Source organism: Ensifer sp. D2-11, assembly GCF_054161295.1.
The window spans coordinates 672598-687397 of sequence record NZ_CP096433.1; the positions used below are offsets into that span (position 1 = coordinate 672598).

The following is a 14800-nucleotide window of genomic DNA, read 5'->3' on the forward strand; positions in this document are numbered from 1 at the left end:
GCTTCCGGCGCTTCAGAAATACGTCGTTTCGGCGAGCACCACGCCGGTCGCGTCCGGGTTGATCGCGTAGCGCTCCCGGGTCAACCGCCAGTCTCCGGGCTCGCCGTCGACGGAAAAGAGATTATAGGCGGCGACGGGCTTGCTGCCGCCGGGACCCTGCGAGGCGGATGCGATGCCGACGACCGGCACCGGCCCCGTATGCCCCTTGAGCCAGTGGAGCGTATTGAGATGCGTGTGGCCGTGCAGAACCAGCTCGGCCCCGCCCGCGGAGATGGTGGCAGCGAAACGGCGGATGCCGATCATGCGCTTGTGCATCGAGGTCGCGCCGCGGATCGGCGGGTGATGGATCATGACGATGCGGAACAATCCGGCTTCGCCGGCCTGGCGAAGGAGGTTGACCGTCGCGCGAGCCTGTCGCGGCCCGAAATAGCCGCTGGCGGCGAAAGGGGGAGTGGCCACAGCCGTCGAGCAGCCGATCAGCGCCACCTTGCCGCGCACCCGCATATAGGGAAAGCAGGCATGCTTCTTCATCCAGCCGCTGGGGCCGTCATCGCCGCGCATGAAGGGATACCATGCATGCGTGATCTTCTCGTATGCGCCGGGCACATAGGCGTCGTGGTTGCCCGGCACGACCGAGATTTCATTGGGGTCGCCCGCTTCCGCAAGCCATTCGGTAACCGCCTCGATCTCCAGGGAAGAGGCAAGGTTGACGAGATCTCCGGTAATCGCCAGGTGATCCGGATTGCGCACCTCGATGTCCTTCATCAGGCAGTCGAGCGTCCCGGGAAAGAGGTGGCGCACCCTGTTCCTGTGCCAGTTGACGAATCCGGTGATCCGCTTGGAGGCGAGTTCGCGGAGGGAGAGATCGGGCAACGGCCCCAGATGGACATCGGATATATGCGCAAGTTTGAACATTGATCCCGTCTAGCGCATATTCCCCTGAAGGGGAATCAGTAATGGACTATTCCCGGACACCGCGAATGTGAGGAGAAGGCGTATGGACGAGAGCCGCGGGCCGGAGATGCCCTCCTGGCGGCTCCGCTTTCTGACGCGGTTTGCCCATGTTTATTTCGCCCTGGCGCGCGGCATGACGCTCGGCGTGCGGGCTGCCTGTTTCGACGATGAGGGGCGGGTCTTTCTCGTAAGGCATTCCTATCTGCCGGGCTGGCATCTTCCCGGCGGCGGACTCGACCGCAACGAGACGGCGGTGGAGGGCCTTGCCCGCGAGCTCAGGGAGGAGGGCAACCTCGTGCTGACGACGGCACCGCTGCTCTTTCAGGTCTACTACAACCGGCGCACCAGCAAACGCGATCACGTCATCTTCTTCCGCTGCGATAATGTCCGCCAGGAGCGGCCGAAGCGTGCGGATCTCGAAATCGCCGCGGCGGGCTTCTTTCCGCTCGACGACCTTCCGGCGGACACCACCCCTGCAACCCGGCGCCGGCTGGCGGAGCTTGCGGGAGACGTAGTGCCGGACAGGTTCTGGTAACGGCCGCATATCCCCTGACGAGGAATGTCGCCGGCTTCAGTGCAAGCTTGAGCAGGCGGCGGGTGTGGAAACCGCCGGCTGTTGGAGTGACTTCCGGTTTGTAAATGGATTACCGCAGATGCCATCAGCGTTCGGCGTTTGAAAATTCCGACCGGGCAGTGACGGTGATCTTCTCGTCGTGTGGCAATCTTTCCGGCAGGTCCGCGCGATCGGCCACGACGATCCCGTGATCGGTCAGGAGACTGGCAAAGCGATCGTCCTGGCGCCAGTGATGTCTTCGCCGGCGCGGGCAGTGCGGACATGATGGTGTAGAGGCTCTTCGCCGCTCTCCCGCAAGTCGTCGAATGCGGATCGGATGGCCTCACGGCGGCCCGGCTTCATCGCGTCCTCGATCGCGTGCTTCATCAGGGGACTGGACGGGTCGTTCGTGGTTTCGATCGACGCCTCGATCATGCGCGGCATGGTGATGAGGGAAAAATCGATCGCGTGCCCGTAGTGGCGGCCCAACTCGGAAATAAAAGCCTCTTGAGCACGGTCGTTGCCCTCTCTGAATGGATGCACGTCGTTCGGTTCCGAAAGGACCTTTGCGGCCCGCTCGGCAAATTGCTCCGGCGTTGCCTTGCTAAGGGCCGGCGGATCTGCGATCGGCCTCAGCGCCTCGTTCAGACCCATTTCTATGCGTGAGCCGGGCAGGAAGGATGTGCCGCCCTGGAAGAGTCCGCCGACAGGCTCGACCCTCTGGCCGTCGACAACGGGACTCTCGTTGCGCGTATGCCCGGCCCATTCGTAAACGTCCTGAAAAATGTACCTGTGAATCGCCTTCAGGTGGGCCGTGTCGAAATTGCCGCTCGGTCCACTTCCCTGGTTTATCTCGACCAGCCGGATGTTGGTCAGTGCATACTCGGCCGGTCGAAGTTCGGAATGTGCCGTCAGGTTCAGTTTGTTGCGCAAGACGCCCGTGCGATCTGGATCATCGGTAACGGCAGGGTAGGTGTAAGAGCCCTTCGGCTGTCCGCTTGCCATCGATTCCTCATGAAAAAGCCGCCCGGGAATGCAGGCGGCTTGTACAACTCATCGATCGACGATTAGGCGCGCTTGAAGCGCGTCAGCATCTCTTCGCGAAACTCTTCCGTGGTAATGTCGCCGGCGATAAAGCGGGCGTTGGCCGCCTCGAGCACCGGATCGTGAACATAACCCTGCCGGATATTGGCAGCCCGCGCCTGCTCGGTGGCCTTGCGGCGCTTCTCGATGGCTTCCGGAGAACGGTCCGGACGGCGGGAATGAACGTTCATCGGCAAATCTCCAGTTGCATGCTACCTTAACAGGGAAAATGCTGCAAATCCAGCATTTCGCCCCATTTTCCGATGTTTCGAAGGCGGGTTCGACCGTAACGAAACGGCGATGGAAGGCCGTGTCCGAATTCGGTGGGGAGGACGGACGCGTGCTGACCGCGCCGCCTACAGCCGGTCCCGCCCGTGCGGCGCTTCAAGGTCGAGCGCCGGCCCCACCGGCACGATGCCCGTGGGATTGATCGTCGTATGGCTGCGGTAATAATGCGCCTTGATGTGGTGCATATTCACCGTCTCGGCGACGCCCGGCACCTGGTAGAGCTCGCGCAGATAGCCGTATAGGTTCGGATAGTCCGCAATGCGGCGGATGTTGCATTTGAAATGGCCGACATAGACCGGATCGAAACGGACGAGAGTCGTGAACAGCCGCCAATCGGCTTCGGTCAGGCGGTCTCCCGTGAGATAGCGCTTGGACGCGAGGCGGTTCTCCAGTTCGTCCAGCATGGCGAAGAGGGCGGTGACGCTCTCCTCATACGCCGCCTGGCTGGTTGCGAAGCCGGCCTTGTAGACCCCGTTGTTGACCGCGTCGTAGATGCGCGCGTTGAGCGCGTCGATTTCCGGCCGCAGTTCCTGCGGGCAGAAGTCTTCCGTCGAGCCTGTCAGACGATCGAAGGCCGAGTTGAACATGCGGATGATTTCAGCGGACTCGTTCGAGACGATCGTGTTCTTCCGCTTGTCCCAGAGGACCGGCACCGTCACCCGGCCGGAATAGACCGGGTCGGCGCGCAGATAGACTTCCCAGAGCATGCGCGAGCCGAAGAGGTGATCGGCGGTGCCGCCGTTCTCGCCCCCCCGATCCTCTCCCCCACGTTCTTCGCCCTTGAATTCCCAGCCGTTGGCCAGCATCAGCGGGTCGACGACGGAAAGCGAGATGAGGTCTTCGAGCTTCTTGAGCTTGCGGAAGATCAGCGTGCGGTGTGCCCAGGGGCAGGCAAGGGACACATAGAGATGATAGCGGCCCGCTTCGGCCTCGAAGCCGCCTTCGCCGGAAGGGCCGGGCGATCCATCTGCAGTGATCCAGTTGCGGAACTGCGATTCACTGCGCTTGAAGTGACCGTTCGTTGCACGCGTGTCGTACCAGACATCCTGCCAGACGCCATTCACCAGCCTACCCATGGGCCAACTCCTTTCGATCGTTTGCTGACGCCATAATTAGTGCTGAGAACCGCGGCCGATAGATGTGAAATTCCGAACAGTGCGTTTTACCCTTTGACTGGCGGCGTTTTTCTGCTATCGGCGAAAAGGTAGCTCTTTCATCTGGGAAACGATCACCACCATGATCCTGTCGGGAAGCCTGCGACGACGCTGATGCTGCAAACGCCCATTCGGGGCGAGCCATCCTCCATGTCCGTTCGCATGCCGGTTCTCGACACATGAAAAAGCACGATCTCGTCTATCTGACCGAAGACGCATCCCACGACGCAGCCATCGAAATCATCAATGAAGAGGCCTTCGGGCCGGGTCGCTTCACCCGCGCCGCTGCGCGGATTCGCGAGCAGGGACCCCATGACCGGGCGCTCTCCTTCATCTGCGCCGATAATGGCGAAACGATCGCATCGGTCCGGATGACGCCGGTGACCGCCGGCTCGGTGAAAGGACATCTGCTCGGCCCACTTGCCGTCCGGCCCTCGCACAAGAACCAGGGCATCGGCCGGGAACTCGTCCGCATTGCAGTCGAAGCGGCGCGCCGGAAGGGCTCCGAAGCGGTTATCCTCGTCGGCGATCCGCCCTATTACCAGCCGCTCGGCTTCGAGAAGGTGCGCCATGGCGCGCTCCAATTCCCGGGTCCCGTCGATCCGGCGAGGGTTCTCGTCGTGCCGGTCGCGCCGGACGTTCACGCGCGGCTTGAAGGCATGATCGCCTGGCGGGATGACGGCGCCACCTGCCTCACCGCGCGCGCGGAGGCGCAAGGGGCGGCTGCCTGATACCTCGCCGGCGTTTACCGGCCCTCGCGATACCAGGTAGCCGAGATGAGGAAGAGCAGTGCCGCCAGGCCGAAGAGCCCCGCGAAAAGCGAAAGAGAATCGATGCCTTTCAGCACCGTCTCGTCGGTCATGCGCAGCGACAGGCGTTGATCGTCGGCGACGCGGACGGCGCCGCGAACCGGGAGGATAGACGGGAGGTCGACCGGTCCGTCGGCGCTCGCCAGACGGCGGACCAGGCCCTTCGTCTTCTCCGCCCAGGGTTCGATCTTCTCTTCCGTGGAAATCGCCGCCTTGAATTCGGGCGCATCGACGTTGCCGACATGGACGAGCGTCGTCAGTTCGTCGTTGGCAACTTCGAAGAGGCCGATTTCATTGGTCTCGACCTCAGCCTTGTAGAGCCCCGGCTCGCCTTCCGTGAGCGTGACTTCCTGGGTCCGGCCGGAAGGATAGGTGAGGGTTGCCTGGCCGGGATCTCCTTCGATCGTCTGGCGCGTGATCTCGAGCGTCCGGCCCATCGCGCGGGCGGTAAGCGCCTCCTCTTCGAGCGCCGGTTCCTGCATCAGCCAATGCGCCGTGCGGCGATAGAGCGAGACATGCGGCCCACCCCCTTCGAAGCCGCGCGCCCACAGCCAACCCTGGTCGGAGAGCAGCATGGCGACACGCCCCTTGCCGACGCGGTTGAGGACCAGCAGCGGCTTGCCGTCTGCCGCTTCCATCACCGTCTGGCCGAGCGGCCTGTCCACATCGACGGTACGGAACCAGCGGCCCCAGGCCGGCGGTTCGTCCGCTGCCCCTTCGAGCCCGCGGGTGACCGGATGCTTCTTTCCTTCCTCCGAGAGCCGGGGGAAGAACGCCTTCTCGTTCATGACGCCGGTCGGCGTTGCCGGCAGCACCGCCGCAAGCGGGGTCGCAGCGATCGAATCGTCGCCGGCGTGCTCCGGCCCGGCGGCGATCAGCAACGCTCCACCGTTCTGCACGTATTGAGCGATGTTGTCGTAATAGAGGATCGGCAGCACGCCACGATGCTGGTAGCGATCGAAGATGATGAGGTCGAATTCGCTGATCTTGTCGACGAAAAGCTCCCGCGTCGGGAAGGCGATGAGCGAGAGTTCGTTGATCGGCGTGCCGTCCTGTTTCTCCGGCGGCCGCAGAATGGTGAAATGGACGAGATCGACCGCGGCATCGGATTTCAGGAGGTTGCGCCAGGCGCGCTCGCCCGCATGCGGCTCTCCGGAAACGAGGAGCACGCGAAGATTTTCGCGGATGCCGTCGAGCACATGGACGGCGCGATTGTTCGTCTCCGTCACTTCGCCGGCAACCGGATTGACGGCGAATTCGAGGATGTTGTTGCCGCCGCGCGGTACGGTAAAGGTGAACGGAACGTCCGTGCCGGGCTCCGCCTGCTCCGTGGCGATCTCGTTGCCGTTCAGGCGGATCGTCACCTCGGCGCTGCCGCCGGGAGCCGCGCCGTCGTCCACGACCCGAAAGGTCATTCTCTGCTGTTCGCCGACGATGCCGAAGCGGGGGGCGCTGACGATTTCGATGCGCCGGTCGAACTCGTCCGGCTTGCCGCTGATCAGGGCGTGGACGGGCGCATCGAAGCCGAGCTTCTGGTTGACATCCGGCACGTCGTGGATCTGACCGTCGGTAATGAAGATGGCGCCGCCGACACGGGCGGGCGGCACGTCTGCAAGCGCCGTTGTCAGGGCGCCGAAGAGCCTGGTCGAGGGCGCCTCGGTTTCCTCGCCGTCGGCGGCTTCGACGATGCGCGCCTCGATCTGGGGGAAACGGGAAAGGCGCTCCTTGAGACCTTCGAGCGCCTGGTCGGTCTGCGCGCGGCGGTCACCGTTCTCCTGGCTCTGGCTGCGGTCGACAACGACGGCGACAATGGTGGAGAGGGGTTCGCGCTCCTCCTGGAAGAGGACGGGATTTGCAAGCGCAAGGCAGAATGCAGCAAGCGCCGCCGCCCTGATCCAGGCTCCCCGAACGCCGCGCCAGATGCCGAGTGCCGCCAGAACGACTGCGACAAGCGTCAGTGCCGCGAGATAGGGCCAGGCGAGAAGCGGCGAGAAATCGATTGTCATCGCCGGGTCCTCATTGTCCGAGCCGCTCGAGCAGGGCGGGCACGTGCACCTGGTCGGCCTTGTAGTTGCCGGTCAGCATGTACATCATGATGTTGACACCGGAGCGAAAGGCGTATTCGCGCTGCATTTCGTCCGGCGGCACGGTCGGCAGCAGTGCGACTCCATTCGAATCCACTGCCCATGCACCGGCAAAGTCGTTGCCGGTGATGATGATCGGCGTCACCCCGTCGCCCGGTCGCGCCGGCCGGTTGCTCGGTTCCTCGCGACTATCGAGCTGGGATTCGATCCAGAGGGGGCTGCCGGTATACCGGCCGGGAAAATTCGTCAGCAGATAGAAGGCCTTGGTCAGGACATGGTCGGCCGGAACCGGCTCCAGCGGTGGTATGTCCAGGTTGCCGAGGATCGCCTGGAGACGTTCGGTGTTCGCGCTCGTTCCGTTCGATGAAGAGCCGAGCGAAGAAAACTGATCGCGCGTGTCGAACAGCACCGTGCCGCCCGCCCGCATATAGGCATCGATTCGGCTGACGGCTTGCGGGCTCGGCATGGGCGCGCTGGCGGAAATCGGCCAATAGATGATGGGGTAAAGGCTCAATTCGTCCTTGGAGATGTCGAGGCCGACGGGTGCGCCGGGCTCGAGCGTGGTGCGATAGGTCAGGAAGTCGGTGAGGCCTCTCAGCCCGTCTTCGGAAAGGCGGTCCACTTCTTCCTCGCCGGTGACCACATAGGCGAGGTGCGTGGTGTCCAGCCGCTCGAGGATGCGCTGATCGTCCGGGCGCGCGTCGTCGGCAAAGGCCTGCGGCGGGGCGAGGAAGAAGGTTCCGGCGAGGACCATGATGATTGCCGAAGTGGCCCTTGCCATCCGAGCGCGTGAAAAGACGCCACCCATGAAGAGAACGATCAGGGCGTCCGCGAGCAGCAGCAGGAGGGCGAGCGTCATCAGCGCCGGCTTCAGCGACCAGCTTTCCGCACCGGCCAGCCGCTCGGAGGTATGGGGGCCGGCGGTGGTCATGTCGATCCGCTTGAGCTCGGCGTCGCGCGGTAAGAGATTGAGCGCCGTGAAGCCGTCCTCGGAGCCGTAGAGCCCCGGAGGATTGTCGGCTGTCGCGACCGGTGCCTTGCCGGGCACGATGTCGAGGGGACGGGCATTGCCCGTTTCGGCGACGAGCACGCCATCGGCGTTCAGAAGCCGGTAGGGCGGCAAGGTCTGCGCCTTCACGGCCTTGCCGTCGCTGGCGATACCGCCGCCGCGCGAAAGCTGGACGCTGCGGCGGAGCATCTCGACGAAATGGCCCGAGATCGGCAGGTTCGACCATGTGGCCTCGGCGCTGACGTGAAAGAGCACGATACGGCCCGCCCCGCGTGTCGCAGTCGTGACCAGCGGTGTGCCGTCGGCGAGGTTTGCCCATGTGCGCTCCGCCAGATCGGCTGTCGGTTCGGCCAGAACCTGCCGCTTGACGAGAATGTCAGTGGGGCGGGCCATGCCGGCGAAGGGGCTGTTGCCGGGATAATCGGCGAGCGGCTGCGGTTCGGACCAGGAGAGCGCGCCGCCGAGCGCCCGTTCGCCCTGGCGAAGGGTGACCGGGACGAGCGGATCGTCGGCAGGTGCGGCTGCCAGCCGGGGGCCGGCGAAGCGGATCAGCGTGCCGCCATTGTCGATCCATTTCGCAAGCAGGGGGTAGGTCTCTTCCGGCAGCCGGCCGATGTCGGCCATGATCAGAACCGAGGGACGCTGCTCCAGAAGCTCCGGAATCGCAACGGCAAGATCGCTCTGGCGGGGCTCGACGAGATCGGCATAGGGGGCGAGCGCCCGATTGATATAGTAGAGCGGCGAGAGCAGCGGCTGCGACAGGTCGCGTGCCTCGCCGCTCAACAGAGCCACGCGACGGCGGCGGAAGCCGTCGTCGAGGAGATGCTGGGCGCCGGCAGTGGCGGCTCCTTCGATGCCGATGCGGGCGAAGTCGTTGCGCAGTTCGAACGGGGCCTCGATCATCCCCTTGGCGGTCGCTGCGCCGGGTGCGAAATCGATCGTACCACTGGCGATCGCACGGCCGCGGGTATCGAAGGCAACGATGGGCAAGGAACGGCCGTCGTCGGTCTTCAGCCGGCTCGCCGTCACCGACATGCCGCCGGACTCGTTGCTCGTCGCGGTGAGTGCCACGGCCTCGCTGCCGTCCGCTTCGATCACCTTGAGGCCGGCCGCGCCGATCCCGGCCAGTGCCTCCATCGTCTTGCCGTCGCCCCCTTCGATGCCGTCGGTGAGGAAGGCGACCGTTCCGGGAGGAGCGTCTTCGAAGGCCGCCTGCAAGGCCGCGATTGCGGAACCGCGGTCGGCAGGCAGCGGTTCGGGTCTCGCCGCCGCCAGCCGGTTGCGCGCAGTGCTCGCCGATCCGGGCGTCGCGTCGTGCTGGCGCTCTCCGGTGAAGACGATAGAAACCGCAACATCCTTCGCCTCGGCATCGTCGATCAGCGCCGAGGCGGCTTCGACACGCCGCTCCCAGTCGGGCGCCGTTGCCCAACTGTTGTCGATCAGCAGCGCCAGCGGCCCGGAGGTCGCGAGCGTATTGCTGCGCGGGTTGAAGACGGGGTCGGCGATCGCGAAGATGACGGCGGCGGCCATCAGCATCCTGAGAAGGGTCAGCCACCAGGGGCTTTTCGAGGGTGTCTCCTCGCGCTTCATCACCGAGGCCAGGATGCGCAGCGGCGGGAAGATTTCGGCCGCAGGTCTCGGGGGCGTCATGCGCAGCAGCCACCAGATCACCGGCAGTGCCACGAGTGCTGCCAGAATGGCGGGGTTGGCAAAAATGAAGGAGAGGCCGCCGATCATGAGAGCCCCCCATGGGCGGCTCGGCCCGGCATGCCTGAAAGATGCATATGCACCGCGACCAGAGCTTCCGACGCCGCCCGATCGGTTCTGTGCGGAATGAAGGTCCAGCCGAGATGGCGCAGGCTCGTGCCGAGGCTGTCGCGGCGGGCGCGATAGGCACGCTGGTAATCCTCACGCAGGATCTCGGCGCGCCCCGCGGTCAGCTTCTCGCCGGTTTCGGGGTCGGTGAACTCGGTTCTGCCGGCATAGGGGAAGACTTCCTCCGCCGGATCGGCGATCTCCACGACATGGCCTCGCAGGCCCCGGCGGGCGAGTGGTCCAAGTCGTTCCATCACCCGGTCGGCCGGGTCGAGAAAATCGCCGATCAGAACCAGGTCGCTGGCGCCGCGTATCATCCCGGTATCGGGCAGGCCCTCCGAAAGCGGACTATGCATGATTGCGGTTGCCAGCCGCTCGGCGGCATTGCGTGCCGAAACCGGCTCCATCACGCCGGGGCAGCCGATCCGCTCGCCGGAACGGGCGAGAATTTCGGCAAGCGCCAGCATCAGCACCAGAGCGCGGCTTTCCTTCGAAACGGCGCCGAGCGTCGATTTGTACATCATCGAGGGCGAGAGATCGGCCCAGAGCCAGATCGTGTGCGCTGCCTCCCATTCGCGGTCGCGAACATAGGTGTGGTCGTCCTTGGCGGAGCGGCGCCAGTCGATGCGCGAAAGGCTCTCGCCGTCGCTGTAAGGGCGGAACTGCCAGAAGTTCTCGCCGATGCCGCGCTTGCGCCGGCCGTGCCAGCCGGTGATTACCGTGTTGGCGATCCTGCGCGCTTCGACGAGACAGTCGGGCACGAGCATAGCGCGCTGCTGCGCGCGCGACAGGACCTCACCGGACGGGGTACGCGCGACAATGTGCCCGATCGAGGCCATGCGTCAGCCCTTGGCCCGCTTCACCAGGTCGGCGATGACGTCGCGCACCGACATGCCCTCGGCGCGGGCGGCGAAGGTCAGCGCCATGCGGTGCTGGAGAATCGGCTCGGCGAGCGCAAGGACGTCGTCGATCGAAGGGGCAAGCCGCCCGTCGTAGAGCGCGCGGGCGCGGGCGCAGAGCATGAGCGCCTGTCCGGCGCGCGGACCCGGTCCCCAGGCAACATTCTTGTCGGTGTCGGCATTGCCGTTGCCGGGGCGTGCGGAACGTACCAGCGCCAGAATGGCGTCGACCACCTTCTCGCCGACAGGCATCTGACGGATCAGCCCCTGGACCTGCTGCAGGCGGCCTGCGTCGATCACCGGCCGCGCCTCGGTTTCTGCGAGGCCGGTCGTCTCCAGCAGGATCTGTCTTTCGGCAGCAAGCTCGGGGTAGCCGACATCGACCTGCATCAGGAAACGGTCGAGCTGGGCTTCGGGCAGCGGATAGGTGCCCTCCTGCTCCAGCGGGTTCTGGGTTGCGAGCACGTGGAACGGCTGTGGCAGGTCCTTGCGGTCGCCCGCGATGGTGATGTGATACTCCTGCATCGCCTGCAGCAGGGCCGACTGCGTGCGCGGCGAGGCGCGGTTGATCTCGTCGGCCATCAGGAGCTGCGTGAAGATCGGGCCAGGAATGAAGCGGAAGGAGCGATGACCGGCCGCGTCCTGGTCCATCACCTCCGAACCCAGGATATCGGAAGGCATAAGGTCGGGCGTGAACTGAATGCGGCTGTTGTCGAGCCCGAGAACGGTGCCGAGCGTGGCGACGAGCTTGGTCTTGGCGAGCCCCGGAACGCCGACAAGCAGCGCGTGTCCGCCGGAAAGTACCGCGAGCAGCGTCTGTTCCACGACGCTTTCTTGACCGAAAATGACCTTGCCGATCTCGGCGCGGACCAGCGCGATCTCTCCGAGCGCCGCCTCGGCTGCGGCGACGATCGCCTTTTCGTCGGCCAGTTCGGTCGCGCCTCTCATTACACTCATTGCAAGTCTCCCGGTCGTCCGCTTCTGGATCGATCGCCGATGCCGGCTGTCCAGTTCCTGTTTTTCAATTTAGACCCCGCGGGGCGGCTGACAAGCCGCCGCCGTCGCACTATCTCGTGAGCTTGACACCAAAGCCTGAAGCATTGCGTTCCAGGCGCGAATGCGGACATATGCGCCGAAGCGAGCTTGTGGTGCATACCCGACGCTACAGCGCCGCGTCTTATCAGACGCGCAAGGCTTGCTGTAGCACTTTTAACTGCTGCATGCTTTGTCCTCGATCGGCTGTGATCAAGGGAACATGCAGCAGGCAACGGCGTCATGCTTCGGACGCAAGATCGAGACCAAACGGGACGGAACGATGGCAGAAGCCAAGATTCAGCAAACGGGCGATGCGGCCGGCCTGGCGGCGCTGATCGCACGCGCTGCCGGGCAGACGGGCGGCGAGGCGAGAGGGTTGCCGCCGGTCGACCGCTGGAATCCGCCGTTCTGCGGCGACATCGACATGGAAATCCGGGGCGATGGAACCTGGTTCTACATGGGCACGCCGATCGGCCGCCAGCTGCTGGTGAGGCTGTTCTCGACCGTGCTTCGCAAGGACGACGACGGCAAGACCTACCTCGTCACGCCTGTGGAAAAGGTCGGCATCCGGGTCGCCGACGCGCCGTTCATCGCCGTCGAGATGAGCGTGACCGAGAAGGACGGCGACAGGGTGCTGACCTTCCGCACGAATGTCGGCGACGTGGTGGAGGCGGGGCCGGAGCATCCCTTGCGCTTCGTCATCCACGGCGACAATCGCGAACTCAAACCCTATCTCCATGTGCGCGGGCGGCTGGAAGCGCTCGTCTCGCGACCGGTGATGTACGACATCGTCGAGCTCGGCGAGACCATCGCGGTGGAAGGGGTGGAGATGTTCTGCGTCAGATCGGCCGGAGCGATCTTCCCGATCATGCCCGCGGCCGAGCTGGAAGCTTTGTCCCGATGAGCAGTCATCCATACTCCGCCGACGAATTCCGTCGCCGCGCGCTGCAGCAGGCGGGGGGGCCGATCGAGACTTCCTGGCGCGATCACGGCGACTTCCTGCTGAACCCGGGCATCGTATCCTATCTCGAGTCCCTGCATCTGAAGGACGCCGCAGTCCTCGTCCCCGTCGTCGACGACGGCGAAGACGCCAGCGTCATCTTCACCCAGCGCACCTCGAATTTGCGCAAGCATTCCGGTCAGGTCGCCTTTCCGGGCGGTGCGGTGGATCCGGAAGACCACTCCATCGAAGTCGCCGCACTCCGCGAGGCCGAGGAGGAGATCGGGCTCGATCCGCGTTTCGTCGAGACGGTCGCGCGGCTGCCGCATTACATGGCCATGTCCGGCTTCCGCATCACGCCGGTGCTTGCGGTGGTTCAGCCCGGCTTCGTGCTCGAGCCCAATCCGGAGGAAGTGGAGAGCGTGTTCGAGGTGCCGTTGTCGTTCCTGATGAATCCGCGAAATCATGGACGAGGAAGCAGTCACTGGCAGGGCGCTGAGCGCCATTTCTATCGCATGCCCTATGGCGAAAGGAACATCTGGGGGATCACCGCGGGGATCGTCCGCATGCTCTATGAAAGGCTCTATGCATGACTTCCATTGTCGCCGAGCGCTGGTTTCAGGCTCCTCATCTGCGCCGCATCTTCGACCTGTTGAACGCCGATGGCGCCGAGGTTCGGGTCGTCGGAGGCGCGATCCGCAACAGCCTCATGGGTTTACCGGCCGGTGATGTCGACCTGGCAACCACCTGGCGTCCCGAGGAGGTGACCGAGCGGGCGGGGGGCGCCGGCATCAAGGCGGTGCCGACGGGAATCGACCATGGCACCGTGACGCTCGTCATCGAAGGTGTTCCCTATGAGATAACGACCCTGCGCCGCGACGTCGCGACCGACGGGCGTCGCGCCGAAGTGGCCTTCGGGACCGACTGGAAAGCGGATGCGGAACGCCGCGACTTCACCATCAACGCACTCTATGCCGGTGTGGACGGCGAGATCATCGACCATGTCGGGGGCCTCGGGGACATCGAGACGCGGACGGTGCGTTTCATCGGCAGCGCGGCCGAACGCGTGGCGGAGGATTATCTCCGTATTCTTCGCTTCTTCCGTTTCTTTGCGCATTACGGCAGCGGCCGTCCGGACGCCGAGGGCCTGAGGGCCTGCGCCCAGGCCCGCGCGAAGCTCGCCACGCTTTCCGCCGAACGCGTGTGGACGGAGACGAAGAAGCTGCTTTCGGCCGACGACCCGGGTCGCGCGCTCCTGTGGATGCGGCAGGCGGGTGTCCTGAGCGAGATCCTGCCCGAGACCGAGAAATGGGGCATCGACGCTATCCCGGCGCTGATCGCGGCGGAGAAGAGTTTCTCCTGGAAGGCGGACCCGCTCCTGAGGCTTGCGGCGATCGTCCCGCCGGACGCCGCCCGGCTCGAGGCCATGACCAAACGTCTGCGGCTGTCGAAGGCGGAGAGCGCTTACCTCGACCGGTTCGCCGAAGCGCCGGAAATCGCCGCTACTCTTGCGGATGCGGCGCTCGACCGCCAGCTCTATCGCCATGGCACCGAAGGCATCGTCGTCCGGCTGAGGCTTGCACTTGCCTCGGCGCGCCGCAAGGCCGAAACCGATCCGGCATTCCTTGCCGACAGCGCGTCCTTTCATCGGCTCCTTGCACGGGCGGAGAAATGGCAGCGGCCCGTCTTCCCGTTGAACGGTGCCGATGTCCTCCAACTGGGGATTCCCGCCGGTCCTAAGGTGGGGGAGGTGCTGGCAGAGCTCGAAGCCTTCTGGGTCGAGCGCAACTTCAGCGTCGAGCGGGCGACCCTCGTCGCCCGGCTCGAGTCGATGGTGCGGTCGGGTTGAAACCGGTTCGGGCGGTCAGGCGACCTTGGTTTCGTCGACGATGCGGGCCTTGATGTTGTCGACCATGTTTTCGCGGATGATCGTCTCGCCATGAGTCTCGCGCATGTGCTCGACGACCCGGCGCACGATTTCCGCATCATTGTCAGCGCGGGTGTGCCAAGCGCAACCCGGGACGAGCGAACCGCATTCGAATAGGCGCATGGTGTTCCTCCTTCCTACAATCGGCAAAGCCTCCCCTAGAAAAGCCTAGCATCAACCCGCGCTCTCGCCAAATTGTTCCGGCCCGGACCCGGAGCGAAGAAAATCCTGTAAACGGGCACTTTGTTGG

13 protein-coding genes and 1 pseudogene are annotated in these 14800 nt (G+C 64.7%); 5 read left to right on the forward strand and 9 right to left on the reverse strand.

The window, feature by feature from the left end:
* Positions 1–12: 12 nt before the first annotated feature.
* Entirely contained in the window at positions 13–915 is a 903-nt protein-coding gene (locus tag M1D34_RS03185; RefSeq protein WP_003534453.1) for a metallophosphoesterase family protein, read from the reverse strand.
* Positions 916–997: 82 nt separating this feature from the next.
* Between M1D34_RS03185 and M1D34_RS03190 the strand changes: the two genes are divergently transcribed.
* The gene (locus M1D34_RS03190) at positions 998–1489 is read left to right on the forward strand and encodes an NUDIX domain-containing protein (RefSeq protein WP_003534456.1); all 492 of its coding nucleotides are present in this window, start codon (positions 998–1000) and stop codon (positions 1487–1489) included.
* A gap of 124 nt (positions 1490–1613) precedes the next feature.
* Here M1D34_RS03190 and M1D34_RS03195 read toward each other — a convergent pair.
* From M1D34_RS03195 to M1D34_RS03205, 3 genes and pseudogenes are all read right to left on the reverse strand, one after another.
* Positions 1614–2512: pseudogene (locus M1D34_RS03195) on the reverse strand (Fic/DOC family protein).
* A gap of 62 nt (positions 2513–2574) precedes the next feature.
* Entirely contained in the window at positions 2575–2781 is a 207-nt protein-coding gene (locus M1D34_RS03200; protein ID WP_003534459.1) for an antitoxin VbhA family protein, read from the reverse strand.
* Between the two features lie 165 nt (positions 2782–2946).
* Positions 2947–3954 (reverse strand): glutathione S-transferase family protein, encoded by a 1008-nt coding sequence (locus tag M1D34_RS03205; protein ID WP_003534460.1) that lies wholly within the window; start codon positions 3952–3954, stop codon positions 2947–2949.
* A 257-nt stretch (positions 3955–4211) separates the two neighbouring features.
* Here M1D34_RS03205 and M1D34_RS03210 point away from each other — a divergent pair, with 257 nt between their 5' ends.
* Entirely contained in the window at positions 4212–4763 is a 552-nt protein-coding gene (locus tag M1D34_RS03210) for a GNAT family N-acetyltransferase (protein ID WP_027992906.1), read from the forward strand.
* A 14-nt stretch (positions 4764–4777) separates the two neighbouring features.
* On the opposite strand, the gene M1D34_RS03215 is transcribed toward M1D34_RS03210, so the two are convergent.
* The 4 genes from M1D34_RS03215 to M1D34_RS03230 are packed head-to-tail and all read right to left on the reverse strand — an operon-like array spanning position 4778 to position 11605.
* Positions 4778–6847, reverse strand: a complete 2070-nt coding sequence (locus M1D34_RS03215) for a hypothetical protein (protein WP_107608204.1) — start codon at positions 6845–6847, stop codon at positions 4778–4780.
* A gap of 10 nt (positions 6848–6857) precedes the next feature.
* Positions 6858–9671: a DUF4159 domain-containing protein gene (locus M1D34_RS03220; protein ID WP_498780623.1), complete on the reverse strand. Its 2814-nt coding sequence runs from the start codon at positions 9669–9671 to the stop codon at positions 6858–6860.
* Positions 9668–10588, reverse strand: coding sequence for a DUF58 domain-containing protein (locus M1D34_RS03225; RefSeq protein ID WP_010969883.1), 921 nt, complete (start codon positions 10586–10588; stop codon positions 9668–9670). Before M1D34_RS03225 ends, M1D34_RS03220 begins: the two co-directional genes overlap by 4 nt.
* 3 nt (positions 10589–10591) lie before the next feature.
* Positions 10592–11605 (reverse strand): AAA family ATPase, encoded by a 1014-nt coding sequence (locus M1D34_RS03230; RefSeq protein WP_498780626.1) that lies wholly within the window; start codon positions 11603–11605, stop codon positions 10592–10594.
* A 358-nt stretch (positions 11606–11963) separates the two neighbouring features.
* Here M1D34_RS03230 and M1D34_RS03235 point away from each other — a divergent pair, with 358 nt between their 5' ends.
* Genes M1D34_RS03235 through M1D34_RS03245 form a run of 3 tightly spaced genes read left to right on the forward strand, consistent with a single transcriptional unit; the run spans position 11964 to position 14472 of the window.
* Positions 11964–12587, forward strand: coding sequence for a DUF1285 domain-containing protein (locus M1D34_RS03235; protein ID WP_498780628.1), 624 nt, complete (start codon positions 11964–11966; stop codon positions 12585–12587).
* Complete coding sequence (locus tag M1D34_RS03240) at positions 12584–13216, forward strand: CoA pyrophosphatase (protein ID WP_010969880.1); 633 nt, start codon at positions 12584–12586, stop codon at positions 13214–13216. The genes M1D34_RS03235 and M1D34_RS03240 overlap by 4 nt, the downstream gene beginning before the upstream one ends.
* Entirely contained in the window at positions 13213–14472 is a 1260-nt protein-coding gene (locus M1D34_RS03245) for a CCA tRNA nucleotidyltransferase (RefSeq protein WP_498780630.1), read from the forward strand. The genes M1D34_RS03240 and M1D34_RS03245 overlap by 4 nt, the downstream gene beginning before the upstream one ends.
* Before the next feature lie 15 nt (positions 14473–14487).
* On the opposite strand, the gene M1D34_RS03250 is transcribed toward M1D34_RS03245, so the two are convergent.
* Entirely contained in the window at positions 14488–14673 is a 186-nt protein-coding gene (locus M1D34_RS03250) for a DUF1059 domain-containing protein (protein WP_003534500.1), read from the reverse strand.
* Between the last annotated feature and the right edge of the window lie 127 nt (positions 14674–14800).